Origin of the sequence: Alteromonas sp. RKMC-009 (assembly GCF_003584565.2) — a bacterium.
Taxonomy (GTDB): domain Bacteria; phylum Pseudomonadota; class Gammaproteobacteria; order Enterobacterales; family Alteromonadaceae; genus Alteromonas.
On record NZ_CP031010.1, the window covers coordinates 221,691 to 248,273 of the forward strand.

Annotated in this window: 24 protein-coding genes and 1 pseudogene; 13 read left to right on the forward strand and 12 right to left on the reverse strand. The window is 49.4% G+C overall.

Annotated features, from left to right (window positions below):
• Window positions 1-48 precede the first annotated feature (48 nt).
• Window positions 49-1,644, forward strand: coding sequence for a carboxylesterase/lipase family protein (locus DS731_RS00960; protein WP_161599062.1), 1,596 nt, complete (start codon window positions 49-51; stop codon window positions 1,642-1,644).
• A gap of 45 nt (window positions 1,645-1,689) precedes the next feature.
• A complete protein-coding gene (locus tag DS731_RS00965; protein WP_232373454.1) occupies window positions 1,690-1,866 on the forward strand; it encodes a hypothetical protein in 177 nt (58 codons plus the stop codon).
• A 76-nt stretch (window positions 1,867-1,942) separates the two neighbouring features.
• On the opposite strand, the gene DS731_RS00970 is transcribed toward DS731_RS00965, so the two are convergent.
• Window positions 1,943-2,299 (reverse strand): MerR family transcriptional regulator, encoded by a 357-nt coding sequence (locus tag DS731_RS00970; protein WP_119499578.1) that lies wholly within the window; start codon window positions 2,297-2,299, stop codon window positions 1,943-1,945.
• 204 nt (window positions 2,300-2,503) lie between these two features.
• Here DS731_RS00970 and DS731_RS22170 point away from each other — a divergent pair.
• Window positions 2,504-3,034 (forward strand): annotated as a pseudogene (locus tag DS731_RS22170) (RBBP9/YdeN family alpha/beta hydrolase).
• Between the two features lie 117 nt (window positions 3,035-3,151).
• Here the strand turns inward: DS731_RS22170 and DS731_RS00985 are convergent.
• Genes DS731_RS00985 through DS731_RS01015 form a run of 7 tightly spaced genes read right to left on the reverse strand, consistent with a single transcriptional unit; the run spans window position 3,152 to window position 8,904 of the window.
• Window positions 3,152-4,432 carry an MSMEG_0569 family flavin-dependent oxidoreductase gene (locus tag DS731_RS00985; RefSeq protein ID WP_119499581.1) on the reverse strand — a complete coding sequence of 427 codons (1,281 nt, stop codon included), beginning with the start codon at window positions 4,430-4,432 and terminating at the stop codon, window positions 3,152-3,154.
• Between the two features lie 19 nt (window positions 4,433-4,451).
• Entirely contained in the window at window positions 4,452-4,736 is a 285-nt protein-coding gene (locus DS731_RS00990) for an MSMEG_0570 family nitrogen starvation response protein (protein ID WP_119499582.1), read from the reverse strand.
• Window positions 4,736-5,719, reverse strand: a complete 984-nt coding sequence (locus DS731_RS00995) for a sll0787 family AIR synthase-like protein (protein ID WP_119499583.1) — start codon at window positions 5,717-5,719, stop codon at window positions 4,736-4,738. Before DS731_RS00995 ends, DS731_RS00990 begins: the two co-directional genes overlap by 1 nt.
• Window positions 5,716-6,312 carry an MSMEG_0567/Sll0786 family nitrogen starvation N-acetyltransferase gene (locus DS731_RS01000; RefSeq protein WP_119499584.1) on the reverse strand — a complete coding sequence of 199 codons (597 nt, stop codon included), beginning with the start codon at window positions 6,310-6,312 and terminating at the stop codon, window positions 5,716-5,718. Before DS731_RS01000 ends, DS731_RS00995 begins: the two co-directional genes overlap by 4 nt.
• Window positions 6,290-7,420, reverse strand: coding sequence for an MSMEG_0568 family radical SAM protein (locus DS731_RS01005; protein ID WP_119499585.1), 1,131 nt, complete (start codon window positions 7,418-7,420; stop codon window positions 6,290-6,292). The genes DS731_RS01000 and DS731_RS01005 overlap by 23 nt, the downstream gene beginning before the upstream one ends.
• Window positions 7,404-8,405 carry a Nit6803 family nitrilase gene (locus DS731_RS01010; protein ID WP_119499586.1) on the reverse strand — a complete coding sequence of 334 codons (1,002 nt, stop codon included), beginning with the start codon at window positions 8,403-8,405 and terminating at the stop codon, window positions 7,404-7,406. Before DS731_RS01010 ends, DS731_RS01005 begins: the two co-directional genes overlap by 17 nt.
• 16 nt (window positions 8,406-8,421) lie before the next feature.
• Window positions 8,422-8,904 carry an MSMEG_0572/Sll0783 family nitrogen starvation response protein gene (locus tag DS731_RS01015; protein ID WP_119499587.1) on the reverse strand — a complete coding sequence of 161 codons (483 nt, stop codon included), beginning with the start codon at window positions 8,902-8,904 and terminating at the stop codon, window positions 8,422-8,424.
• A gap of 265 nt (window positions 8,905-9,169) precedes the next feature.
• On the opposite strand from DS731_RS01015, the gene DS731_RS01020 reads away from it, so the two are divergent.
• Entirely contained in the window at window positions 9,170-10,570 is a 1,401-nt protein-coding gene (locus DS731_RS01020; protein WP_119499588.1) for an aminotransferase-like domain-containing protein, read from the forward strand.
• A gap of 43 nt (window positions 10,571-10,613) precedes the next feature.
• On the opposite strand, the gene ccoG is transcribed toward DS731_RS01020, so the two are convergent.
• Window positions 10,614-11,975 carry a cytochrome c oxidase accessory protein CcoG gene (gene ccoG / locus DS731_RS01025; RefSeq protein ID WP_119499589.1) on the reverse strand — a complete coding sequence of 454 codons (1,362 nt, stop codon included), beginning with the start codon at window positions 11,973-11,975 and terminating at the stop codon, window positions 10,614-10,616.
• Window positions 11,976-12,062: 87 nt separating this feature from the next.
• Window positions 12,063-13,472 carry an aminotransferase-like domain-containing protein gene (locus DS731_RS01030; RefSeq protein WP_119499590.1) on the reverse strand — a complete coding sequence of 470 codons (1,410 nt, stop codon included), beginning with the start codon at window positions 13,470-13,472 and terminating at the stop codon, window positions 12,063-12,065.
• Window positions 13,473-13,655: 183 nt separating this feature from the next.
• Between DS731_RS01030 and DS731_RS21845 the strand changes: the two genes are divergently transcribed.
• The 4 genes from DS731_RS21845 to DS731_RS01045 are packed head-to-tail and all read left to right on the forward strand — an operon-like array spanning window position 13,656 to window position 16,371.
• Window positions 13,656-13,817, forward strand: a complete 162-nt coding sequence (locus tag DS731_RS21845) for a hypothetical protein (RefSeq protein ID WP_161599063.1) — start codon at window positions 13,656-13,658, stop codon at window positions 13,815-13,817.
• Between the two features lie 37 nt (window positions 13,818-13,854).
• Complete coding sequence (locus tag DS731_RS01035) at window positions 13,855-15,219, forward strand: cytochrome ubiquinol oxidase subunit I (protein ID WP_119499591.1); 1,365 nt, start codon at window positions 13,855-13,857, stop codon at window positions 15,217-15,219.
• Window positions 15,220-15,229: 10 nt separating this feature from the next.
• Complete coding sequence (cydB, locus tag DS731_RS01040) at window positions 15,230-16,237, forward strand: cytochrome d ubiquinol oxidase subunit II (protein WP_119499592.1); 1,008 nt, start codon at window positions 15,230-15,232, stop codon at window positions 16,235-16,237.
• Window positions 16,237-16,371, forward strand: coding sequence for a DUF2474 domain-containing protein (locus DS731_RS01045; protein WP_119499593.1), 135 nt, complete (start codon window positions 16,237-16,239; stop codon window positions 16,369-16,371). Before cydB ends, DS731_RS01045 begins: the two co-directional genes overlap by 1 nt.
• Here DS731_RS01045 and DS731_RS01050 read toward each other — a convergent pair.
• On the reverse strand, window positions 16,324-17,079 hold the full coding sequence (locus DS731_RS01050) for a hypothetical protein (RefSeq protein ID WP_150154207.1): 756 nt from the start codon (window positions 17,077-17,079) through the stop codon (window positions 16,324-16,326). The two genes, DS731_RS01045 and DS731_RS01050, sit on opposite strands and share 48 nt — an antisense overlap.
• 11 nt (window positions 17,080-17,090) lie before the next feature.
• Window positions 17,091-18,782 carry an assimilatory sulfite reductase (NADPH) hemoprotein subunit gene (gene cysI, locus DS731_RS01055; protein ID WP_119499594.1) on the reverse strand — a complete coding sequence of 564 codons (1,692 nt, stop codon included), beginning with the start codon at window positions 18,780-18,782 and terminating at the stop codon, window positions 17,091-17,093.
• Between the two features lie 292 nt (window positions 18,783-19,074).
• On the opposite strand from cysI, the gene DS731_RS01060 reads away from it, so the two are divergent.
• From DS731_RS01060 to DS731_RS01080, 5 genes are all read left to right on the forward strand, one after another.
• Window positions 19,075-20,358 carry a C-glycoside deglycosidase beta subunit domain-containing protein gene (locus tag DS731_RS01060; protein ID WP_119499595.1) on the forward strand — a complete coding sequence of 428 codons (1,284 nt, stop codon included), beginning with the start codon at window positions 19,075-19,077 and terminating at the stop codon, window positions 20,356-20,358.
• 289 nt (window positions 20,359-20,647) lie between these two features.
• The gene (locus DS731_RS01065) at window positions 20,648-22,993 is read left to right on the forward strand and encodes a TonB-dependent receptor (RefSeq protein WP_119499596.1); all 2,346 of its coding nucleotides are present in this window, start codon (window positions 20,648-20,650) and stop codon (window positions 22,991-22,993) included.
• Window positions 22,994-23,065: 72 nt separating this feature from the next.
• Window positions 23,066-24,313: an MFS transporter gene (locus DS731_RS01070; RefSeq protein WP_150154209.1), complete on the forward strand. Its 1,248-nt coding sequence runs from the start codon at window positions 23,066-23,068 to the stop codon at window positions 24,311-24,313.
• Window positions 24,306-24,878, forward strand: a complete 573-nt coding sequence (locus DS731_RS01075; protein WP_119499598.1) for a gluconate 2-dehydrogenase subunit 3 family protein — start codon at window positions 24,306-24,308, stop codon at window positions 24,876-24,878. Before DS731_RS01070 ends, DS731_RS01075 begins: the two co-directional genes overlap by 8 nt.
• Window positions 24,875-26,563 (forward strand): GMC oxidoreductase, encoded by a 1,689-nt coding sequence (locus tag DS731_RS01080; RefSeq protein ID WP_119499599.1) that lies wholly within the window; start codon window positions 24,875-24,877, stop codon window positions 26,561-26,563. The genes DS731_RS01075 and DS731_RS01080 overlap by 4 nt, the downstream gene beginning before the upstream one ends.
• Window positions 26,564-26,583 lie beyond the last annotated feature (20 nt).

The window sequence follows — 26,583 nt, forward strand, 5'->3', positions numbered from 1 at the left end:
TTTACCGGGGCTTTTCGGGCTCAGGGAGTGATTAAACGTATGTCTTTCATGAACAGATTTTACGGAGCAATGCTGGTTTGTATGTTGGCCGGATGCAACGGAGCGCCGGGTACTGATACGAAGGCCAGTAATTCGCAAGCTGACAGCGAACCACGGGTTACGGTATCTGACGGTGATTTGCAGGGCCGGACTCTGCAATCCGGCGTCACCGCTTTTCTGGGCGTGCCTTATGCTGCCAGTACCGGCGGTGAGAATCGCTGGCGCCCGCCGCAACCTGTAGCAGCCTGGCAAGGCGTGCGTGATGCAACACACTTTGGCCCGGATTGTTTGCAACTGCCGCCTCCGTCCATGAAAGCCCCCTGGGGACCGGAATTTCTTACGGACAATGATATGAGTGAAGACTGCCTGTCGCTCAATATCTGGATGCCTTCAACCCGTTCGGACAATAAAGTGCCCGTGTTGGTGTGGATCCACGGCGGTGCCTTTATTGGTGGTGCAGGCGGAATCGACATTTACCACGGCGATAAACTGGCAGAGCAGGGCATTATCGTTGTTACCATTAACTACCGCCTTGACGTATTTGGCTTCGCCGGCCATCCTGAACTGGCAACAGAATCAGATTACGAAGGTCAGTATGGCTTGCTCGACCAGGTAGCAGCAATTAAGTGGGTGCAGAAAAATATTGAGGCTTTCGGTGGCGATCCGGATAACGTGACCGTCGCGGGGCAGTCTGCCGGCGCAGATTCAGTGCATGCATTGATGGCGCATCCTGAAGCAGAAAAGTTGTTTGCCAAAGCCATTGCGCAAAGTGGCTCCGGGATGGGGATTACTCACCCGGACAGAGCAAAAGCAGAATCGCTGGGGTTGGCTCTGCAACAAGTATTGAATGCAGACAATATTGCTGCAATGCGTGCACTGCCGGGTAAAGAGATACTTGAAAATGTGCTGAACATCCCTGTGCCAATGGCGATCATGCAGTTCCGTCCGGTTCGCGATGGCAACTTCAGTAAGCAGCGCTCAAACAAAAATATATCGCTACTCACCGGTTTTACCGGCAACGAGAACAGTTACTTTCTGCCCGAATGGCATGTTGAAACTGAAGACGATCTCCGGGGCGTGATAAAGGCCAATATGGTTGATGACACCGTTACTGACGCCATGGTGAAACTCTATCTTCAGGAAGCAGATACTCCGCAAAATGCGGCGCTGCAATTTCTGCGGGACAGGGCATTAATGAGCCTGCTTAACTGGGCAGAGCAGTATCACGATGCCGCAAATATTCTGGCTTATCAGTTCGACTATGTGCCGCCCGGTCCACCTGAAGGCTTCGGCAGCTTTCACTCGTCGGAAATCCCCTACGTGTTTGGTCAGCTCGACGCCGGAGACAGGCAGTACTCTGATGCTGACAAGGCGCTGTCAGAATTATTACAGAATCACTGGCTTGCATTTATTAAGTCAGGAAAAGACAAGGTGATTGCCGGTGACGACTGGCCGGCGCTGGCGTCCGGGCAACTGCTGGTTGTCGGTAAAGAAGGCAATGCAGCCGCGGAGCCTGTGCTTACAGAAGACAAGATTCAGTTGTTTGAAGAATCGTTAGCAGCAGGCGGGACGTTGGGGATGTTTTCGGCAGAGGGGTTTCATTGAGATCCCCGCTTCGGAAGAGTTTACCTACAGAATGTGGAAGCGATTATGAGTAATACAATTGAATCAGAATTTGAAAAGTGCATTTCGAAACAACAGCAATCCGAGATATTAATACTGGAGGTCGGGAAAGGATTCCAGCAATTATCTGAGGGCCTGGTTTCAGGGAAATCAGCATTGGATATATTAGTTGAAGTGAGTAAGGAAATTGATGGAAAGCTATAAATTATCAGAGGATTGCGGAAGATTTAAGGTTTGAGACTGGAAGTATTTATCAATCTATTCACCGCTGGTTAGATTTCTAACCAGCAAGATTTTTCGCATATTCAGACACCAGTTTCCGGCTGCTTTCAAGCTCATTCATTTTCGTATTCAGGCGCTTTATTTCGTCATTGAGCACCTGCCTGACTTCTGTACATCCGTAAAAAGCAGGATCAGGATCATCGTTGGAAAGGCAGGTGAGCAACACTTTTATGGCGTCCAGTTTCATGCCTGCGGTACTCAATATTTTTATGCATGATACCAGCTTTACCCACTTCTCATCATAGTGCCGGTAGCCTGCAGCACTTCTCACGGGCTTGATAAGTCCGGCATCTTCATAATAGCGGAGCATTCGCTGACTAACACCGGTGTGGGCAGATAAATCACCGATTTTCATTTCTTCTCCAATGCAAGGTTGACTCTAACTGCTGTGTCAGGGTTTAAGCTACTTCCCGATTTTTGCAGTTTGAGCCCCTTCCCGGATAAAAGAAATTCTTAATGTTCTCGTATCCGGGATAAGTGGCAGGCTCAAACAGAACATTCAAAGCATTGTGGAGTAACTACATTGAAAAAAGTACAAGTGTTTATCGTTCACGGGTTTATGGCGTCTCCGGATGACCATTGGTTTAGCTGGCTTAAGCTGGAACTGGCAAAACGGAATATTGAGGCGGATATTCCTTTGCTACCTGACTCAGGTACACCGTCTGCAGAAGTATGGCAACAAACGCTTTCAGAGAGCATTAACAGACTCGACGAAAACGTTTTTGTTGTGGCTCATAGCCTTGGGTGAATTTCCGTTCTTCAAAATATTGCTGAGAGAATTAACGGAAGCCAACTTGGTGGTCTGTTACTTGTTGCAGGCTTTCAGTCGAAACTGGAAATGTTCCCGCAATTAAACCCCTTTGTGGAAACGCAGGTAGCGCTCGATACGCTGACATCAAACACAAACAGTATTGATGTTTTTGCTTCCCCTCAGGATCTGCTCGTACCGGTAGCGGATACCATAGCACTTGCAGATAAGCTGAACGCAGGTTTCCACACTATCGCTGACGCCGGCCATTTTCTTGGTTCTGATGGCTATACGGCTTTTCCCGAAGTGTTAGAGGTACTGTTAAAGCAAATCGAAAAGTAAAGGTAGAGCGGGCAGACATAATCGTTTGTCCGCAATTGCGGCTAAAAACCAAAATGCCCGCTATTCAATGGTTATTGAGCGGGCCGTTCTTTTTACTCTGCGAACAAAGCTGGTCTGCTAATCAGCATCTACAGGTACAGGGCAGGCCTTTCGCTTACCGGAAGCCTTTAGCTTTATGATATTGGCGAGATAGGCAGCATCACTTGCTACGCCTGAGAAGCGACCAGAGCCCCAGGTATGAAGCCAGGGTAAGCCAATAAAATATGTGCCGGGAACTGCCGTCACACCACGTTTGTGTGCTGGTGCTCCTCTGCCGTTAAATACCGGTAAGTCGAGCCAGTTGAAATCTGGCCGGAAGCCGATACACCAGATAATGGAAGTGATCCCAGAGTCTGCCAAATTAAGCTGTTCGCGTTCTGCCGAAGGTTGCCAGACTGGCTCGTAGGTACTGCCAGCGGGTGCAGAAATACCGTTCTCTTCAATGTAGGCATCAATTCGGCTATTGATGTTATTGTAGACCGAATCTGCGAAATCAAGATTTTCTGTTAAATCTGGTTGGAAGATCAGATTGTCGCCTTCGAACTCCGTCATTAATCCGAACAATTCCATGCCCTCAGTGGCGAACTTACGCAAATCAATATCTCTTCCGCCATCCCTGCCGGTGACATAATGATTTGTGTTGTCTCTCACACCTTCGCGTAGCGGATGCTCTTCCACTGATTTTTTGTAGTAACCCATGTCGTCGAGCCATTCCACAACGTCTTTACCACGGTATTGTCTGGCAACACGGGGTGCATTTCCCACGGCCAGAAATACTTTTCTTCCTGTAAGATGAATGTCTTCTGCTATCTGCGCACCGGACTGGCCAGAACCGACTACCAGAACGTTTCCGGGCGGCAGTTGATCAGCGTTCTTATATTGATTTGAGTGGATTTGAACAATATTTTCCGGGAGGCGTTCAGCCATTCGTGGAATGATGGGCTGATGGTAGCCGCCACTCGCCACAATAACGTGATCACAGGTGAATACACCGGCGCTGGTCTTTACCGTATATATGCCTTCGTCGTCGCGGCTCACGTTTTCTACCGTTGTATTTTCAATTACCGGAGCATCAACTTTTGATGCGAATCGTTCAAGATAGCCAATGGTTTCCTCCCGGTTCATAAAGCCCTCAGGCTTATCACCATCGTACGGATGGTCGGGAAGTGCGCACTGCCAGTTAGGTGTAACCAGGGTAAATGAGTCCCAACGCTGGGTTTTCCAGCTGTTCAAAATTTGTGATTTTTCAATAACCAGATGCTTAATGTTCTCTTGTTGCAGACAATAGCTGACAGATAGGCCAGCCTGACCGCCGCCGATGATAATTGCCGGGTAATGAGCAGGAGTTGTATGAGTCATAATCGTTTTCGCCGTGTAATTAAGGTTGGAATGAAGTAACAATCACTTTGCTTTCGGGAGCCTCAAAGGCATCGCACTTTTGATTGATGTCCGACAGTTGATCCATCGCGCTGGAACACGCATAGCCGAACTTCTTTTCAACGCGTTGACTGGCTGCGTGCAATGCTTCATTACAGAGAGCTTTAAATTCAGCGATGCCATAAGGTTGCTGGACTTTCAAATACTCGCGGATAACGGTTGAAGGTGAATAGCAGGCCTGAACAGAGTTATCAGGCCAGCGCACATGAAAGGTAGTTGCTGGCATTAGTGTGTCTCGCTAAGTGTTAGTCGCGTTTCTCTGGCAGGCACCATAAAACGTGATTCAGTTAAGTCGAAGAATGTTTCTGTCACGCCGTTGAAGGTGACAGTAATACGCTGGTTGCTGTTGATTTTTCCCAACAGTCCTGTGTGGATATTCCTGGTTTTGAACAGGTGTCTGACTGCCTCCGCACACGCGGGCTTACAGCTAATCAGATAGCCGAAACTGGGAAACGTCCGAAGCCAGTCTTCCCAGCAAACGTCCGCGGGTTTAGGGATTTGCGAAAGGTCGATGTCTACGCCCGTTTCAGAGCAATCCATAAACATCGCGGCGGTGCCAAGAATGCCGGCCTGAGAGATATCTTTAGCGCCAGTGACACCGTCAATAGCTGCAATTAGGGGCAGCAATCCTATATCACCTTTCAGCTGGTCTGGCGGTGCAGAGGTTGCTGCATCCCAGTTCAGGAAGGGCTCACGGTATTCACCCCGCAAGTCAATAGCGCAAAGCATTATGTCATCCTCGCAGGCGTCAAAGCTGGTGAGCAGGTTGGATGCCTGGCCGATTATCGAAACAGAAAGCTGATTAAGGCCACTATTCTGGCATGTGTGCCCTCCGGCTATTGGCACATCAAAAGCGCTGGATGCTGCTGTCATGCCCCTTAATAGCTGGCGCAATACGTCGTCATCGTCGCTCCAGATTGCATTAGTGATTGCTGTGGGTCTGCCACCCATGGCTGCAATGTCGCTGCAGTTCACCATTACTCCACACCAACCGGCAAACCAGGGGTCATGTGCTACAAAGGCGGGAATAAAGCCTTCCATGGCGAAAAGCAGATGGCCGTCAGAAGAAGGCAAAACCGCAGCATCGTCACCATTTTTTATGTTATGAGAGGCACCGCTGCCCACTGACTGAAGCACTTGCTTTAGCTGCTGTTTAGATCGTACGCCCGAATACTGGCGGACAATATCCAGTGTCTTCTGAAGGTTCATTGAATAGCTCCCTTCAACACGCTGGCCGTGACAGGAAATTCCAGAGCCGAAGAAGGAATACTGATTTTCTGACGCTTGCCTTCCACCCGAAACCCATCTGCCGGTGTTGTCATTGGTGAATATGCATTTAAATCAGCCTCCATTTTTACGTGAGGCATATTTTGAATTGTCAGATAACCACGGGTTTCCCAGTTAAGGCGCTTAAACAGATTTTCATTCTGGGCCTGAACGGTCGCGAGAAAGGTATCGCAGCCCAGAGAATTCGCGCTTCTGACCGCTAATTTGATTAGGCTGGCACCCAAAATACCCTGGCGGCGAAATGCCGTTGCAACAGCGAGCCGTGAACCCCACCAGACCCGGGGTGCTGACTGATGAATGCGCACTGTGCCGACAACCGTGTCAGGCATACCCGCTAACTGTCTGACTGCTACGAGGATGATAGCATCACAATCTATATCGTCGCGGTCGTGTTCTTTGAATAAGCCCTGTTCATCACAGAACACACTACTGCGGATCCTGTAGGCCTGTTCCTTTTCCCAGTTATCGGTGGCCCATTTTATCTGGAATTGATCATGCCGGTACGAAGTCAGCATTTGCAGCCTCCTTTTCGTATTCAGACAGAGAAGAGCACGCACCGCATTTCACGCATCCGGCTTGTGTATCCTCGCCGCGCATACCTGAACTAACCAGTTTCTTAGCAATGGGTTTGAGTACACTTTCCATAAAGGCTGCGGAAGGGGGCGGGTGGTCCTCAAGGGGCGTGCCCCGTATCGGTACAAACGGAACGACAAATGGATAAACACCCATGTCGATGAGCTTTTCTGAGGTGCTGATGATTGCTTCTTTGGAGTCACCCAGGCCGGCGAGTATGTAGGTGCTGACCTGTCCCTTGCCAAACACACTCACAGCCGCTTTAAACGCATCGAAGTATTCTTCCAGTGAGACCTTTGCCTTACCGGGAGTCATCACCTCCCTTACTTCCGGAGAGACGGCTTCAAGATGCATTCCCAACGAATCGATACCGGCAGCTTTCATGCGACTAAACCAGATGTGATCTTTAGGTGGTTCACATTGCCCCTGAACCGGTACATCTACTGCTGCTTTAATTGCCTCGGCACTTTCGCACATAACTTTGGCGCCACGGTCTGACGATGCTGGTGTGCCCGTGGTCATAACGACATGTTTTACGCCGTCGAGCCTGACCGCAGCCTTTGCGACTTCAGCCAGTTGTTGCGGTGTCTTCCGCGCAATTGTTCTGCCTGCATCAAGGGACTGGCCGATTGAACAGAATTTACAGGCTTTGCGTCGACTTTCGTAACGGATACAGGTTTGCAGCACTGTGGTTGCCAGTACATCTTTGCCGTGCAGCGTTGCTATCTGCTGATAGGGAATGCCGTCGTCAGTAGTCAGGCCATAGAATGCAGGTGTGTTTGTACCGGTGATGTTTCGCACCGGGATGATCGTTTCCTGATTTCGCCGGTCCTTAATATTCCCATCTTCCAGCGTAAACGGTGACTCCCAGGCGCTCTGGGTATAGACAGGTAGCATTACTGTCGTACCATCTATGGTGAAAGCCTGATGATCCGACGGCCCGGCTCCGCCCCTGCGACTGACGTGGTCAGAATCCTGTCCGATCAGTCTGATGCCGCGGGTTTGCAACTCGGTTAACAGCGCGGAACGTGATTCAGAGTTGAGATTCATTGGCCATCTCCTTAATTAATTCTCCTTCCGTACTGGCCGTAACTGTCTGAACTGAAGTCCTTACAACGTATTCAGAAGGTGCATCCTGAATGTGCAGACTGAGTAGCTCAGGGCGGGCGTAATGACCAACGGAATCCATCATGCGCTTGCGTTTATCAATCAGGTTCATTTCAAGGTCGGCAACGAGTAATCCTTCACCCTCAGTCAGCGGCGGCACGAGATGTTTACCCTCAGGGGAAATGATGGCGGTATTGCAACCATCTTTGATTGCCTTTTGCATGGCAGGATCATCAGTAAGAGACTGGATTTGCGACTCTGTCAGCCAGCCTGTGGCATTGATAACAAAACAACCAGACTCCAGGGCATGATGACGAATAGTCACGTCCATCTGTTCGGCAAAGATGGGGCCAACCAGGGAGCCGGGGAATTGTGCGCAGTGAATTTGTTCGTGCTGCGACATAAGTGAATATCTTGCCAAGGGGTTGTAATGCTCCCAGCATGCCAGTGCGCCCACTCTGCCAACGGCAGTTTCCACTACTTTCAGACCTGACGCGTCGCCTTGTCCCCAAATCATTCGTTCGTGATAAGTCGGTGTAATTTTTCGTCGCTTGAGCACCAGCTCGCCGGTAGCATCAAAAATAAGCTGGGTGTTGTACAGTGAGCCATGGTCCCGTTCATTCACGCCCATCACTATCACCATACTGTGTTCACGTGCTTTTTGTGAGAGCGCTTCGGTTACGAAGCCGGGTACTTCAACGGCTTCATTGTATAACTTAAGGTGAGGCTTTCCCTGTTTTACCGGGGGTAAAATGAAGGAAAAGTATGGGTAATAAGGCATGAACGTTTCTGGAAACACGATCAGCTCCACCTGCTTTTCAGCGGCCTCATCCAGAACGTTAAGAACTTTTTTCAGAGTACCGCTCAAACTTTCCAGGTCAGGAGAAATTTGAACGGCAGCAACGCGTACGGTGTCTTGATTTTTCATCGTTGCTGCCCTCCGCTTACACTGTCCAGGTATCGATGATCAGCGCGTCTTCACGTTTGTGAAGCAGCTTCAGATCAAGTACATCGAGAGGATTGATAGGTTTTATACCTTCAATGAGTGAGCGCTCACCGTGTCCGTATAAAGCCTGCAATGCAAAGCGGCACGCATAGACTTTACCGCCTTCTGCCATGAACTTTTTAAGTTGATTATTAAAGTTCATGTGACCCGGAAACGCTTCATCTCCAAGGGTAGGGAAGCCTCGCTGAACACCCAGGTTAACGCCCGGGCCGTATAGCAGGATGGATGTCTCGTAGCCTTTACGCTGAAGGCGGGTTGCCTGCAGCATGTTGACAAAACCAATTGAACCTTCAAAAGCGACAGTATGGAACGTGACGAGCGCTTTCTCGCCCGGGTTAGCTTTAACGTCTTCAAATACCTTTTCTTCATAGTCGACAAAAAAGTCACCGTCTTTGTTTAAAGGGTAGTTTACTTGTGGCATCAGGATCTCCCGTAATGATGATTGTTATGAGCGCGGCTGTTACCGGCTTTCAGGAAATACATTGCAGAAGAAATGCCAGTGATTGCATTTAAAAAAGCAATCAATTTGCGATAAGGTACTTTGTGAACATTTTTTAGCTATGATATTTTTTGAAAAAAACTCTGCAGAGCCTAATTTATTGGTCTTTCAGAGTTGATAAAAGTTTGATGATTGCACTTTGTGAGTGCATTACTTTCACTTATTGAGTGCAAATCTGGAGTTGGTGTTGGTTAAATCACAAATTGAACGTTGGCAAAAAGCTATGGAGCGCAGAGGAAAGTATCCGACGTATAAGTTCCTGGCTGACTTAATTGAACAGGAAATTGAAAACGGGCTAATGCAGCCACAGGACAAGATTCCTCCTATGCGGGATCTGGCGCAATATCTGTCTATCAATTACTCCACAGCGTCCAGGGCTTATGCTGAGGCTAAAAAACGCGGACTTATCGAGACAGTAACTGGTGCGGGTACGTTTGCTAAAGGCAAGGTACCTGCTGTTAAACCCAGTCTGGCGCCCTATGAGCTCACTATGAATATGGTGATTGAGCCCGGTATTCCTACACTTATAGAAGAGATAAAAGATGTAGCTCTGAGCACGATTAGCCAGGGCGATTTGTTCAAAATGCTTCGCTATCAGGAATATGGCGGTAGCAATGAAACCAAAGAAATGGTGATCAGGCACCTGCTAAAAAAGGTGCCCGGTGCCAGTGTATCGAATGTGGTGTTGTCGCAAGGCATACACGCTATCCTCACCGCGCTGATGACGCAACTGCATGGCGAAGGAGAAGTCGTCTGCGTTGATTCGTTGACATATCCGGGGATTAAATCACTGGCGGCGCAGCTGGGTGTCAGGTTGCATGCACTGGAGCGGGATCACAGCGGGCCAACTGCATCATCATTTGAGAATGCCTGTAAAACCCATAAGGTGTCTGCGCTGTATGTTAACCCTGCTATGCATAACCCGACCTGCACAACTATTCCCCGAAGCCGGCGTGAGGCGCTGGCCGATGTTGCCTTACGATACAGTGTGAACATCATAGAAGATGATGCCTATGCGTTGCTTGCAGACAATAAATTACCGTCATTTGCCAGCCTCGCACCTGAGTTGACGTATTATCTCTCCAGCCTGTCAAAATGCTTCGGGCCAGGCATTCGCTTTGGTTATGTCGTTTGCCCTTCAAACCGTAAAGCGGAGCATACTACCGGCGCATTGCGTTCGCTGAATGTGATGTCTGTTCCAATGGTTGAGTCAATGGTAACTAACTGGTTGAAAGAAGGAACGGTAACCAGAATGGTGCAGTCTGTTCAAAGGGAAGCCAATGCCAGACAACGTCTTATTAAAGAGATATTCAGAGACTTTGCCATTAACATGGAGGAGAACGCTTTCCACTTCTGGTTGAAATTTCCCAAGCACACAGACTGGCATCCGGCTGAACTTGCCATCCTGTTGCGTGCTCAGGGGATAAGTGCAGTGGCCAGTGTAGCCTTTGCCACTGACAATCATCCGCCAGATGCCATGAGAATTTGCTTCGGAGGACCATTCAATCGGGCGGATATTGAAGAGCAGATGCTGAAATTGAAAGAGCTTCTTATTCAGCCTGCTCACCTGGCGCCAACGCAATATTAGTATGGTTGCGCAGCTAAACACTGCGCAATTAAACGCTGAGTATCTATCTGCCGGAATAGAACGTCACGTTGCTGACCGTGGTCTGATTACTTTCAAGGTCGGTAACAGTGAACTGCACGTTACTCATTTGTTCAGCAGGGCGTTTCAGAGCTTCTACCGAAAATGGCACGATACGCTTTTCGCCCGGCGCGACACTGAATTCACCGGCTCCGGTTATGCGAAGTAACGACTGATCTTTTATTTCGATAGTGAAGCTTTTTACTGTTCTGGCCTTGTTTAATAGCGTGAGCGTATAGGTGTTTTCAACTCTGCCGGCGCTGTTTTCACGGTACAGGGCGTTACGATCGCGACTGATACCGGCTTCGAAATCCTGACGGTCAATTGCCCATCCGGCCATGGCAACGAGAATGACTATAATGGCTATGCCGTACAAATAGTTAGTGAAGGTTCTTGCCGGTTGGGCCTGCTGGCGTCTAAAACCGATGAGTTTTGTGGCATAGCCAAATTTATTCATCACCTTATCGCAGGCATCTATGCAAAGACCGCAGTTGATACACTCGTACTGTAACCCTTCTCTGATATCAATCCCTGCCGGGCACACCTGCACACACAGTTTGCAGTCAACACAGTCCCCCTTGTCTGAAGGCGCCGTGTAACGTTTTCTGGGGCCACGGGTTTCACCGCGGGCTTTATTATAAGTGACAAGAGACGTGCTGTTGTCGAACATAGCCGCCTGAAAGCGGGAATAAGGGCACATATGCGTGCACATTTTTTCCCTTATCCAACCTGCGTTAATGTATGTACATCCTGCGAAGAACAGTGTCCACCCGGTAATCAGTGCCGGCGCAGAAAACGACACAAATTCAGTATAAAGCGAGGCGGCAGGATAGAAATAAGACATAAAGACCAGCGCAGTCAGTAAGCTGATACCGGCCCAGGCTGTATGCTTGGCTGCTTTTATGGCAACCTTCCTGCCAGTAAGTGCTTGTTTATCCAAAGCCCTGCTCTGATTGTGTGTTCCCTCAATTCTTCTTTCAATCCAGTTGAAACCCAGCGTCCAGAGTGTTTGCGGGCAAGTGAACCCGCACCACACCCGGCCATAGTGGCGGGTTACCAGAAACAATGAAAACGCAGCAAGAATAAAAAGCAGCGCAAAAATCATAAGATCCTGCGGGTACAGTACAGTGGTGAAGAGCGTCAGTGTTTGTTTACCTACATTAAACAGAATAGCCTGCTCTCCGCCGTACTGAATAAACGGCAGCAAGACAAACATCGATATAAGTACCACATTCAGGTACCGGCGTATTTTCTGATACTTGCCGGTTTCTTCACGAATATAGATTTTAGATGGATTTACAGGAGTGCATGCAATGATGTCTTCCTGCCGGATTTTGACTACAGCCATTAGCTTTTCTCCAAAGATGTATAAGCTAATGGTAATTTTTATGACCGGACAAAAAAGGAACAGATCAGGCGTATCTTTATAGAACAGTTAATCCCCGGACCGCGTGATATTGATGATATAGCCCGTCAGTTTCTTGAGTAATGTGCGACGCGCCTCGTTTAGTTCAAACGAGGCGTTCAGCCGGAAGCAATGATTAAATTCATCATGCAGGCTGAACAGTTTTCCCGGGGCAATAGTAATGTGCAGGCGTAACGCTTCACGATAGATATCCATTGCATTCACGTGGGGCTGACATTCTATCCATAAAAAATACCCGCCCTCTTGCGCATGAATCGTAGCAACGTCCTGCAAAAGTACCTCAAGGCAGGCCAGCATGGCTTTTTTTCTGGTGATCAGCTTCTTACGAAGTTGCTTTAAGTGCGACTCGTAGTTTTTGGTAGACAAATAGTCAACCAGCGACAACTGCACAGGCGCACTGGTAGCCAGTGTACTCATCAGCTGTTGTTTCTGAATATCCAGTGACTGACGTCCTGCTGCCACCCAGCCAATCCGGTAGCCTGCTACCAGTGACTTGGAAAAAGATGAACAAAGTAAACTGTTCCCGTCTTCGACAAAATGCTTAATAGGCATCGGGGGCGTTTGACCGGTATACAATTCAGCATAAACATCATCTTCGATTAAGGTGACCCCGTAGGTTTTCAGCAACCTCGCAATTTGCTGCTTTTTGTCATCATTAAGTGAGTAGCCAACCGGATTCTGAAAGCTGCTCATCAGCCAGCATGCCTTCACCGGATGATTCTGAAAAGCCCGCTCCAGCGCGTCAATATCCAGTCCGTTCTGCGGCGAAACCGTTACTGTAATTGCCTTTAAGCCAAGCCGTTCCAGTGCCTGCATGGCACCATAAAATACCGGAGATTCAATCACTACCCAGTCACCCGGCCTGGTACAGGATTGCAAACTCAGACTGAGTGCTTCAAGTGCACCTGCCGTGATAACAATTTCATCAGGGGAAATGTTCATGCCCCGCGCCGCATAGCGCTTAGCAATAATTTGTCTGAGTTCAGGGTTACCCGGTGGCAGGTTATCCATTGCACTGGTCAGTGAAATTTGTTGTGCCGCAGCGGCGATGGACTTATTCAGGTGGTGCCTGGGATACAGAGCAGGGTCGGGATATGCAAAGCCTAAGCTGAACATATGCGGGTCGCGGGATGCCTGAAGTACTTCATAAACAAAATCATTAATGCTGACCGCTTCCGCTGTTTGTACTTTGTTCTCAGAAGCCGGGCGGGCAGCTGCGGCGACAATAAATCCGGAGCGTTCATGGGAGCTGATCAGTCCCTGACTTTCAAGCATCTGATAAGCATGAAGTACGGTCATCAGACTGTAACCAGTTTGCCGGGCCTGCTTGCGCAGCGAGGGAAGCTTTTCATTTTCCAGCCAGATCCCCCGTTCGATCTGCTCTTTTATTTGTCTGGCTAAAATTTCATATTTCGCCATTGCTTACTCCGGCTAAAAAGTTCATCAGATTATAACAAGTGAATAAACGATCTGTTATAAAAAAATGCTCACTTTCTGTACCTGTTTATTGTTCCTCTGCGGGTTTACTTTTAACCCTGTCAATAAAGGGTTTCGTCCAGTCGTTGTCTGGCCCGGAATCCGAACCATGTCAAAGAGGTCGTCATGAAACTGTATTTACTCTTGTTGTCTTTATTCCTTGCTGCACCGGCTCATGCAGGTGGAGGCACGGTGTTAGGTATGATTTTTACTGTTGTTTTTGTTGTCGTCATGCTGGTGTTGTACTGGATGGTCGTGGCGGAAGTGGGCGAGAAAGATAAGAGCTGAACGTTGTAATAAAGCTAATGGCTTTTAGGAGGTTGTTATGCATGAAATAGATGCATTTTTCCTGGCGAGAGTGCAGTTTGCTTTTACTGTCTCATTTCATATTATTTTCCCAGCTATAACGATTGGTCTTGCGAGCTATCTCGCTGTGCTTGAAGGGCTATGGCTAAAAACCAGAAATCCGGATTACAAAGCGCTTTATTTCTTCTGGTCGAAAATATTTGCCGTTAATTTTGGTATGGGCGTGGTATCAGGCATTGTCATGGCATACCAGTTCGGAACGAACTGGCAGGGCTTTTCTCAATTCGCCGGCAGTGTTACCGGACCACTACTTACCTATGAGGTACTCACCGCATTCTTTCTGGAAGCAGGATTTCTTGGTGTCATGCTATTCGGCTGGCACAAGGTGGGGGAAAGATTACACTTTTTTGCTACATCCATGGTGGCACTGGGTACCTTCATTTCTACCTTCTGGATACTGGCGTCTAACAGCTGGATGCATACACCGCAGGGTGTAGAAATCGTGAACGGGCAGGTAATTCCAGTCGACTGGCTTGCCGTTATTTTTAATCCATCTTTTCCCTACCGGTTAACACATATGACGCTGGCAGCGTATGTCAGCACAGCATTGCTTGTCGGTGCGGTGGGAGCGTGGCATTTACTCAGGGGAAACCAGTCAACAGCGAACAGAAAAATGCTGTCTATGGCAATGTGGATGCTACTGCTGACAGTTCCTGTTCAGACATTCATTGGTGATCTTCATGGTCTCAATACGCTGAAATACCAACCTGCAAAAATAGCTGCCATTGAAGGACACTGGGACAATTCCAGTGGCGAACCCACTCCGCTTATTCTGTTTGGCTTGCCTAATGAAGATAAAGAGGAAACGCAGTACAAAATTGAAATTCCCTATCTTGCCAGTCTTATTTTGAATCATAGTCTGGAAAAGCCCATTCCTGCACTGAAGGATTTTCCCAAAGATGAGAGACCTCCGTCTGCGGTGATTTTCTGGTCTTTCCGGATCATGGTGATGCTGGGTATGCTCATGTTGCTACAAGCATTTGTTGCGCTGGTCTTGCGCAAAGGCAGAAAGCTCTATCAATCAGGTTTGTTTCTCAAATTCGCTGTTGCGATGGGCCCCTCTGGATTGATCGCTATCCTCGCCGGTTGGTTTACCACCGAAATCGGACGCCAGCCCTGGACCGTTTATGGTCTGCAAAAAACGGCTGACGCTGTATCTGCTCATAGCACGTTACAAATGTCCGTAAGTTTAATCCTGTTTATCGTAATTTATTGTGCCGTCTTTGGTGCCGGGTATTTCTACATGCTGGTTCAGATGCGTAAAGGCGTCGTGTCTGATGCTGGATCTGAGCACGAAGTGCCTGTTATCTCTGGTCGTTTGTAGGAGTCTTAAAATGGGGTTTGATTTAAGCATTCTCTGGTTTGTCATTATTGTTTTCTCCGTTGTTATGTACGTTGCCATGGATGGCTTCGACTTGGGGGTTGGCATGTTGCTGCCATTCGCTGCCGGCCGTGGTGAACGGGATGTGATGGTGAACAGTGTTGCGCCGGTATGGGACGGTAATGAAACTTGGATTGTACTCGGTGGCGCAGGGCTGATGGGGGCGTTTCCCCTTGCTTATTCAGTGGTACTGGACGCTTTTGCTATACCGGCAACATTGATGCTGCTGGCGCTGATTTTTCGTGGTGTTGCATTTGAATTCCGTGTCAGGGCACTGGATAGTCATCAGGACTTCTGGGAGAAAGCACTGGCCGGTGGCTCGTTGTTAGCAAGCTTCTTTCAGGGCGTCATGGCCGGAGCGCTGGTGCAGGGGCTGCCTGTGGTGGATGCGCACTATGCCGGAACGAACTTTGACTGGCTTACCCCTTTTTCTGTTTTCTGCGGCATCGGACTTGTTGTTGCTTACCTGTTGCTTGGCAGTACCTGGCTGGTGCTGAAATCCGAAGGTGCTCTTCAGGAAAGATTACGGGCGTATGCTCAAAAAGCGCTGGTTTTTATGGCGGTAATTTTATTTTTTGTCAGTGTGTGGACACCCCTTCAGAGTAACATGATTGCAAGCCGGTGGTTCTCTGCGCCTAACCTCTATTATCTCTGGCTACTTCCTGCAGGCAGCCTGAGTATGTTGATACTTGCAAAGCACGCCCTGGCAAAAGGGCACGAGTACACCGGTTTTGTTTGCTCACTGGGCGTTATTCTTTCAGGATTTGCCGGTCTCGGTATAAGTGTTTGGCCAAATATCATTCCACCCGGAGTGAGTATCTGGGAGGCTGCGGCACCGCCGCAGAGTCAGGGTTTTATGCTGGTGGGCGCACTGTTTATTATCCCTTTCATACTTGGCTACAGCTTCTGGAGCTACCATGTGTTTTCCGGCAAAGTGAAAATGGGTGAGGGGTACCACTAATGAAAGCGAATCATAGTGAGCCGGTGAAGAGACTGAGTTGGTTGGTATTGTTATGGGGATGCAGCGTACTGACTTTACTCATCATTTCAGCATTGATGAAAGGGCTGATGTATCTCGCTGGCCTGACTACCTGATAGTAAAGACTGGCAAGGATACTGCCACCAGAGTTTTAAAAAGTTAGTCAGAATGGATAGCCCATGCGTGTTATCCATTTTAGCATCCAGTATTTGTTCGTTACCGTACAAATAGTCCGGATGTTCGTGCAGCCACATTACAATGCCAGACCAGCTAAGTGACAATGACAGCGGCGTTGAATACGTCCGTTCGTTGAATCTGATTAACATCGGTTCTTGCCTGTGAGATTCTGCCAGTACCGTTGCGGTTAACGGCGGGGGAGAGGATTTCATCGTGCAGATTGTCCAGCTGCTGAATCTGTCTGGCAGTGATGCTGTCAGAAAGTCCTTTTCGCTCATACTTTTATACACCGTTTTTAGTCCCGGCTTTTGCAGTTCAAGATTAACACCACCAAATACCGAATTAAGAACAAGGTGTGCAAATCCAAAACCGAATATCGGGCACGCATCATGACTTGCTTGCTTCAGCCACTGAAAAAGCCGGGATGGAAGGCGTGAATGGGCGGCGTTGTTCCATAGCCCACCCACAATGATAACGGGCTTGTTTCTGGTACATGGCAGGGGCTTATTGCTGTTGATGCAGCAAATCCGGATATCGTCGGGCGGGAGGCGAAGCGCTGCGACCAGATTGTTTAGCGACGCTCCCTGTCGGACAATCAGCTCCGGCGGGAGCTGGTCGAGCTGGATAAATAGTATTGAAGCTGACATTAATCACCGCTTCAGGCGGAATGAAAGTCGACAGGAGAGTGGACAACAGGCTTTACGATACCCGCTTCAATGCAATAGTCTCCGAAACCGGTTTCTCTATTTTGCGACGCCCAACTGGCAATGAGTTCGTCTAGTGTCGACAGGATATCGCTTGTTGGCTGGTTGGTTTTATACAACCGGGGGATCCGCGTGCCGTTACTGTTACCGCCCAGATATAAGTCGTACCGGCCTACTGCTCTGCCGACCAGTCCCACTTCAGCCAGCATGGCTCTGCCGCATCCGTTCGGGCAACCTGTGATGCGGAAAACGAAGCTTTTGTCTAACATATCATGCTTCGCCAGCATCGCGTCTATCTGCTGACTGATGTCAGGCAGTGCCCGCTCAGCTTCCGCCATGGCCAGCGGACAGGTAGGGAACGAAACACATGCCATCGATGCTTTACGCTGAACGGTAACAGTTGTATCAATCAGGTTATATTTAATGGCAAGTGCTTCAATAGCGGCTTTGTCTGCGTCGGCAACATTAGCGATGATCAGGTTCTGATTAGGCGTCAGCCTGAAGTCGCCTTTGTGAACTTTTGCAATTTCAGCAATGCCGGCTTTTCTGTTTAAACTGTCATCGTCGGTTAAACGGCCGCTGGGGATGAAAAGCGTTAAATGCCAGGCATTATCAACGCCGGCTACCCATCCGATCCTGTCGCCGCGATCTGTAAATTCAAAAGGCCGGGAGGTTACAAACTTCACGCCTGCGCGTTCTTCGACTTCCCGCTTAAATGTGTCTGTGCCAACCCGTTCAAGCGTGTATTTTGTTTTGGCGTTTCTCCGGTTAGTTCTGTCACCCCAGTCGCGCTGAACTGAAACCACGGCTTCAGCCACAGCAAGCACATTTTCTTTCTTTACAAAACCAAAGTCTGTTGCCAGTCTGGGCCAGGTTGTCTCATCACCATGAGTCATTGCCAGCCCGCCCCCAACCAGAACATTGAAACCAGTCAGGGTGTTATCATCGCCGATAGCAACGAAATTCAGATCGTTTGCATGGATGTCTACGTCGTTCTGCGGCGGAATGACTACTGTGGTTTTGAACTTACGCGGCAGGTAGTTGTTGCCAAGTACCGGTTCGTTCTCTTCGTCAGACTGCACCTTTTCACCGTCCAGCCAGATTTCTGCGTAAGCGCGGGTGCGTGGAAGCAAATGTTCTGAAATCTTCTTTGCCCACTCATACGCTTCCTGATGAAGCTGGCTTTCTACAGGGTTTGACGTACACAATACATTCCTGTTGACGTCACCGGCAGTGGCGCGGGCATCCAGACCCAGTGAATTCAGTAACTGATGCACCGGTTTGATGTTGTGTTTCAGCACGCCATGAAGTTGAATAGCCTGGCGGTTAGTAATTCTAATCGATGCATATTCAGTATGTTCCGATGCAAATCTATCGATACCGGCCCACTGCTGGGGTGTAACAATGCCACCCGGGAGCCGGATCCTGAGCATAACCGTGTGTAAAGGCTCAAGCTTCTGCTTCTGACGTTCCTGACGGATGTCGCGGTTGTCCTGCTGATACATGCCATGGAAACGAATTAACTGAAAATTATCGCCTTTAAATCCACCGGACAATGTGTCTTTGAGATCTTCAGAAATTGTGCCTCTAAGTAGATTGCTTTCGCGCTTCAGTCGCTCGTTATCAGATAGTGGATTCTTACTCACTGTGGTGCCTTCGGAAAACTAAAAGGCTTATTGTTCTATCGGATCGGTTGGAGTAACAGGTACAGATCCTGCCTGATAATGAATAACAGTTATCAGCCAGGAGCACCAATTAAATAAAGAGAAACATTGCGTTGTATTCCTTCAGGTTTCTGAAACCGGACAGTAATTCGAATATTCGATAAAGCTGAATATATCTAAGAAATTGATACCAAATATCCGCAAAATTCATTTCTTGAATGATAAGGCATTGCATACCATCGGCGTTGTTTACAACCAGTTAACAGGAGCCCCTATGCTGGAAAGACAACTCGTACAAGCCAGAGGCAGCAAAGCCTTAACGCTGGGAGACGGCACGCCGGCCTTTCAGTTTCAAATTAAGAACCCGAATTACCGCGGTGTACCGGCAAGCCTCATCGATGGTATCGACATTGAATTGAATGGTAAGCAGTATGCCCACGATGCGGCAAGCTGGACACTGGGCGGTCAAACCCTGTCACTCGCGCAATTGCAGGAAAGCGAAACCCTGCGCTGGCCGCTGGATGAACTGGCTACCATTACCTTGCCGGTTGATGCACCGTTAGAGGCGGGCGTACAGGATTTGTCTGTGTGTGTTTACATCAGACGCCCTTATATTCCGGGCCCGTTCTGCCGGTCTCCGTTTCGCGCCAAAGCAAAGCCGGTGATCATTGGTGAAAATAAGAATACCGGTATGCCGCTGAGCGTTTCTACCTACAGCTACACCGGTGATATGTACACGCTCATTACGCTGGAAGACTTCATGGCAGATGCTGCGGATATGGGCGCGACCGGTATTGAAATGCTCGCTGAAGCTAATCTGCCCGGTTACCCGGATGTGTCTGCTGAATGGAAAGCAAGCTGGTTTGCTTTGCTGGAGAAGTATCATCTAACGCCAACGAATCTGGGGACCTGGATAGACACCGCCCGCTGGCACAGCCGTGACCTCACTGCAGACGAAGGCGCAGCGCAGCTGGAGCAGGATTTGAAACTGGCAGCAGAGCTAGGCTTTACCTCTATCCGGCCAAAATTTGGTGTGACATCCCTTGAACTGGACCCGCACCCCATCTGGCAGGAAGCTGTGCTACGTGCCTTACCGCTGGCAGAAGAACTGAATGTGATTATTTGTCCGGAAATCCACAGCCCGACACCAATCAAACATAAAGTGACACAGGACTACATTGCTTTCATTAAAAAGCACAATACCACGCACTTTAAGCTGATGATCGACACCGGTATCTTCCAAACAGCGCCTTGTGACGATGGCCACGAAGGTATTGAGGTGAAGGGTGGCAAACGTCCTCCGTTCCTGGAACCGCTGGCAGTACCCATGGCTGATTTTGCTGAAATTATGGAGCACGTTTACTTTATTCAAACCAAGTTTTTCGAGATCGACGATAACCTCAATGATCTGCACATTCCTTGGGACGCCATTGTTGCCACACTGAAAGAGTGTGGATGGAAAGGCTGGTTGTCCAGCGAGTACGAAGGCCGCAGAGAGCCATACCGGGGCCGTGATCAGGTTCGTCGTCAGCACGCTTTACTGAATAAGCTGTTATAAATCAGAGGTAAATATTAAACCCGAACTCGGGTTCAATATTTGGTAAAGGCTTGAACAATCAAGCAATTTGATACCTGCCTCTTCAGCTATCTCTTTTATGGATGGAATGTATAAATATCTTTCATTCGATCGCTGATGTTAATAAAAGTTATGCTTTATGTAACTTTGTTGAAGGTTAACGTGTAACATGACCCGGCTGACTGACTGATTGACCCAATCAGTTTTTTTTGGCTTGATTATAAAACTTGAATGCTAGTTCGACTTTTGTCGTAAAGTACTGAGAGATAATATGAAAAATATGAATTTGCCTTATAAAAAATTGGCAGTTGCTATTGCTACGCTGCTCACCACGCCTGTGATTCATGCACAGGAAGCAGACGTTGCAAACCCTGGTGCAACTGAGGATTCTGGTCTGGAAATCATTCAGGTGACGTCCCAGCGCAGAGTGGAAAATCTGCAGGAAGTGCCGGTGAGTGTTACAGCTATCTCACCTACAGAGCTGGAGCGAAAGAATGTGTCAGACGTGTATCAGATGACACTGAATGCCCCAAGCTTTCAGATTGGCGAAGACAACTCCATGTCTATCCGTGGTGCCGGTACACTGGCGTTTTCTTCGTCGTTGGATTCCAGTGTGGCCGTGGCTTTTGATGAAGTGAATCTTGGCCGCCGTTATCTGATGGGCGCGGTGTTTAATGACATTTCACAAATTGAGGTATTGAGCGGACCTCAGGGTCTGTTGTTTGGTAAGAATGCCTCTGCAGGTCTGGTCAACATTACTTCTACTAAGCCACAGTTAGGCTACACCGAAGGTAAAATTGATGTGGAATACCAACTGCGTGACACCACACCGCAGGATGGCAGAAGCATTATCACCCGTGGCATGTACAACATCCCACTCACCGACAATTCTGCCCTGCGTATCAACGCTCACTATGCAGCTGAAGATCCGGTGGCCCGTGCTATCAAAGTGGTGGGCGATCCTAAACTGGACGAAGAAACCACTGACTGGGGTGTAAAGCTCAAGTACCTGAACGAGCTTTCTGAAGAAGTTAGCGTGTATGTGATTGCCGATACAAACAAAGAATCTGGTGTGGCCGGTAACTTTGACCGTACTTTCCGTTCTATCGGTGAGGGCAGCGGCAAGCTGGATACTATTCTTGCAGACGGTGTCGTGCCGGGGGATGAAAACCTGGACTACGGCGCCGATGCCGACAATTTCCGTGATGTGGAAATGGGTGGTCTGATGGCGAAAGTCACCTGGGCTGTGAATGACAACTATGAATTGTCGAATATCACCGCATGGCGCTACTTCGAGCTGGTGCAGGGCACAGACGACAACATGGCCTCAAATGAACTGAACATCAATTTTACCACCAGTGAATATGACCAGTTTAGTAACGAAACCCGCTTATCGATGGATTTCGACAATATGCGCGGTCAGGTCGGCTTGTATTATTTCCATTCAACACAATCAGAAGACCGTTTCCTTGCCGGTGATGGCCTGTTGCCAGCGTTCCTGTTGCCTAACTTCCCGTTCTGCGTGGGTGCCGAAGTGGTTGAAGGTGATATGTGTTCTGTCAGTAATGACCATTTTATCGGTAATGATACGGTCATGGATATGGAAACAGACAGTGCGGCCATTTTCGGTCAGTTTGATTTCCTGCTCACAGACGACCTCACTCTTACCACAGGTTTGCGCTATACCTACGACGAAATCTATATCGATCTGGCGAACTTCCAGCGCTATAACTTCTTCACCACCATCGGCACGCCGGCGTTAAGAGAAGAAACAAATTCGTCGGATAATGTCTCCGGCAAGGTATCGCTGCAGTATCAACTCGACGATGACAAAATGGTTTATGCCTCCTATTCCCGCGGCTACAAGGGGCCTGGCTACACCAATACGCCATCACCGGAGCAAACGGATATCTTTATTCAGCCGGAAGTAGTCGACAACTACGAGATCGGTGCGAAAACGGTGTGGCTCGACAATCACCTCATCGTGAATGCCAGTGTGTTCGATCAGCAGTTCGACGATTATCAGGTGCAGGCGTTTGATGCCGCTATCAGTCAGTCGGTTATCCAGAATGCAGCCAGCCTGTCGTCTACAGGTGTGGAACTTAGCATTACCGCTATGCCGTTTGAGTCGCTGACGGTGAATGGCGGAGCTACTTTGATGGATTCCCAGTTCGACAGCTTCCCGGGGGCCGCATGTTACCCGCAACAACCGGACTGTGATGAAAACGGTACCTTTGATGCTGCGGGCTTAACACCGCCGACAGCCGCGAAGTTTACCTCAACCGCTTCTGCTACCTACGATTTCGAGTTGCCGCTGGACGGCTACGGATTCGTAACGCTGAACTATTACCACCGTGATCCGGTGAACTACCTGATTTCCAATGCGCCGCAAACCCGCATCGGCAATGTAGACCAGTTTGGTCTGAACATTGGTGTTCGTCTGGACAATGGCTGGGATATCACATTGTTCTGCAAAAACTGTACTGACGAGAAAGTGCCGGTGGCAACGGGTATCGACGCGGGTGACAGTGCTCAATACGGTACAACTTCAGTGGTACAAAGCTGGGGCTTTAACTCGGTGCGCAACATTGGATTGCGTGTGAGTTACGGCTTCTGATAACACCTGACAGATAAGGCTGCGTATATAGTTACGCGGCCTTTTTGTCTTTCAACGACAGGAACGATATTTGTGACAGACTCCTCTTCCCGACATACCCCCCAGGGCATTGTTCTTCTTTTCGTGCCGGTATTTATCATGCTGGGGCCGGTACTGATTTCGCCCATTATCGGCTCGCTGTTTCAGCAATTCGCCGGTGAACCCTATGCCAATGTGCTGGTTCCTCTGCTGTTAACCGCGCCCGCGCTTTGTCTGGCGTTATGTTCTCCTGTGGCAGGGTTTCTTGCAAACCGCATAGGGGGCAAAAAGGTACTGGTATTTTCACTTGCCTTTTACGGTGTGGTAGGGGCGGCGCCTATGTTTGTCAGCTCGCTGCACGGTATGTTGTTTTTCCGCATATTACTGGGTGTGGCTGAAGCCGGTATTATCACCGGCGGCATGGTATTAACTGCCAGCTACTTCAGCGGCGATGATCGTCAGAAATGGATTGCCTGGCAAAACGTCGCCCTGCCGTTAATTGGCGCAGCATTATTGTACGCAGTGGGCATAGTAAGTCAGACAAACTGGCAAAATACCTTCGGGCTCTATGGCCTCAGTCTGATTATTTTTGTCGCTGCCGCTTTTGTTTTATTCGAGCCTGAAAAGCAGCTGGCAGCATCAACACATCATGCACCGGCAAGTAAGGTGCGCATTCCCGTTACTACCATGTTGCTGCTGGCGGCTATTGCTATTCCGGGCTCGCTGTCTTTCTATGCGGTGCCGGTAAAGCTGTCTTTTATTCTCCGTGAAATGGGCGAAACCTCACCGGCGGTGGTGGGCGAGCTCATGTCTATGGGATTGATTTTCGGGTCTCCCGCAGGCGCACTGCTGGCCAGACTGGTGAAACACTGGCGGTTTAGCTATGGATTAGTCTGCGCCATGCTGCTGATGGCTGCCGGGCTTATTATGCTGGGTATCGCAGAGTCCAAAGCCATGATGATGGCAGCAGTCATTATTCAGCAAGCGGGCGGCGGCTTAATGCTGGTGGTCGCGCTAACACTGGTACTGCACATGGCTCCGAAAGGTCAGAGCGGTATTTACTCCGGCTACTGGTGGCTGGTGTATACGCTGGCCAATTTCGCCACGCCGCTGGTATTAACCGCGCTGGACGTTTTAACCGGCAGCAGTGCTGCCACCATGCTGACATTCGGTGTGATTGTTGCCGCTATCAGTGGCTGGTTACTGTTCGCCCGTCCGCTGGCAACCAGTATGGTGAGTGCATCAGACGCGAATTCTGCAACAAGGGCAAATACAAGTGCAGCAGGAGCTGGCCATGAATAATCATTTTGACCACGCCCGCCGCAATTTTATTACCGGCATGCTGGTTGTGTCCGGTCTCACCGTTTTACCTGCAAAAGTGTGGGCAGTGGCAGAGAAGCAGCCTTCATCTAATCCGGATAATTTGTTCCTGAGCACCCTGTGCGATCTTGTGATCCCGCAAACGGATACTCCAGGTGCCGTTGACGTAAAAGTACCTGAATTCGTTGAGGTGGCCGTGAAACATGGCTTGTCCGGTGCGCCTGTGGATGCCCTCAGTCGATTTGAATTTGCACTGCTTAGCGACGTGCCCGGCTTCAACACCTTAAGTTACCAGCAGCAAATTGAAGCACTCACCCCAATCGACAATGGCAGCTTCAGCCGCAATCCGGCAGAGAAACCACAAGGCGATCTGGCGTTATGGAAAGCCATCAAAGCGCTTATTGTTACCGGCTATTACACATCGCAAGCCGGCAGCAGTGAAGAACTACGCTACGTGCTTATTCCCGGCAAGTTCGATGCAGATGTGCCCGCCGATGCGTCAACCCGCGCATTTTCAAGTGACTGGACAGGAGTAAAATTCGGATGAGTGAGCAGTACGATGCCATTGTTGTGGGCTCCGGCATTACCGGTGGCTGGGCAGCTAAAACCTTGTGTGAACAGGGCCTGAAAGTGCTGTTGCTGGAGCGGGGTAGGGATCTGCCTCACCGCAGTGGCTATAAAAATGAGATGAAAGCCCCCTGGGAGTTGCCTTTCCGGGGCGAGGGTGACCAGGCTTTTCTAAACGAACACCAGGCCGTTCAACAGCACAATATCCATCTTGATGAATGGACACAGGACTACTGGGTAAAAGATTCCGACCATCCTTATCACACGCAGAACGATACGGCGTTTAACTGGTACCGTGGCTACCACCTGGGCGGTCGTTCAATAATGTGGGGGCGGCAGTGTTATCGCTGGAGTGATACCGACTTTGAAGCTAACTTAAAAGACGGACATGGCACAGACTGGCCGGTGCGTTACAGCGATCTGAAAAGGTGGTACGACAAAGTTGAAGCCTTTATCGGCGTATCCGGTGCAAAAGAAAATCTGTCCCAGTTGCCGGATGGTCAGTTTCAGCCGCCCATGGCGTTAACGCCAGTGGAAACACACATGCGTGAGCACATTGCCGCACATTATCCTGATCGCAGGCTCACCATCGGGCGCACGGCCAACCTGACTGAAAGCAAGCCGGAAGAAGGCCGTGCCGCGTGCCAGAACCGCTATATTTGCGGGCGCGGTTGCTCCTATGGTGCCTATTTTAGTACCCAGAGTTCTACCTTGCCCGCCGCAATGGCCACCGGCAACCTGACCGTAAAAACCGATGCGGTGGTCGAAACCGTGGATTACGACCCGCAACTAAAGCGAGCCCGCGGGGTGACGGTGATTAACCGTCTTGATCAAAAACGCACACAGTATGCTGCCCGCATGGTGTTTTTATGTGCCGGTGCCTTTAACTCCGTTGCCTTGTTGCAGCGCTCGGTGTCTGATGCATTTCCTCAGGGGCTGGCAAACAACAGCGGCGTACTGGGCAAATACATTATGGATCACGCATCCACTCTGGGTGTGGCGTCGATAATGCCGGGTTTCAATGATCACTATTATTACGGAAACCGGCCCACAGGTATTGTTATTCCCCGGTTTGTGAACATGGGAGAAGACAAGCGGGAGTTTTTACGGGGCTTCTCTTATCAGGGCGGTGCGTACCGGCCAAGCTGGAGCCGGGGTACAAACATGCCCGGACTCGGTCATTCATTTAAAGAAAATTTACGGCAACCGGGTGACTGGAAGTTTGTACTCACCACGTTTGCTGAGTGTCTGCCAAGGGAAGGCAATGCCATCAGCCAGAACTGGCAGGCAAAAGATGCAGACGGCTTGCCGGTACTGAATATCAATTTCGCCTTCGGTAAAAACGAACATGATTTGCTGAGTGCGGCGAAAGAAGAAGCCGCTGCTATGGTGGCGAAAGCCGGTGGCCATGTACTGTTCGGCTCAGATCGGCCAAACCCCGGCGGCTCAGCCATTCACGAAATGGGCGGCGCGCGCATGGGGCGTGATGCCAGAACATCGGTTTTGAACGGGTATAATCAATCTCACGATGTCCCCAATCTGTTTGTGACAGACGGTGCTGCCATGGCATCGTCAGCCTGCCAGAATCCCTCTCTTACCTACATGGCACTGACTGCCAGAGCAGCAACATACGCTGCAGAGCAGTTACGGGCGGGAAGGGTGTAGTCACACCGGGCCGGTATATT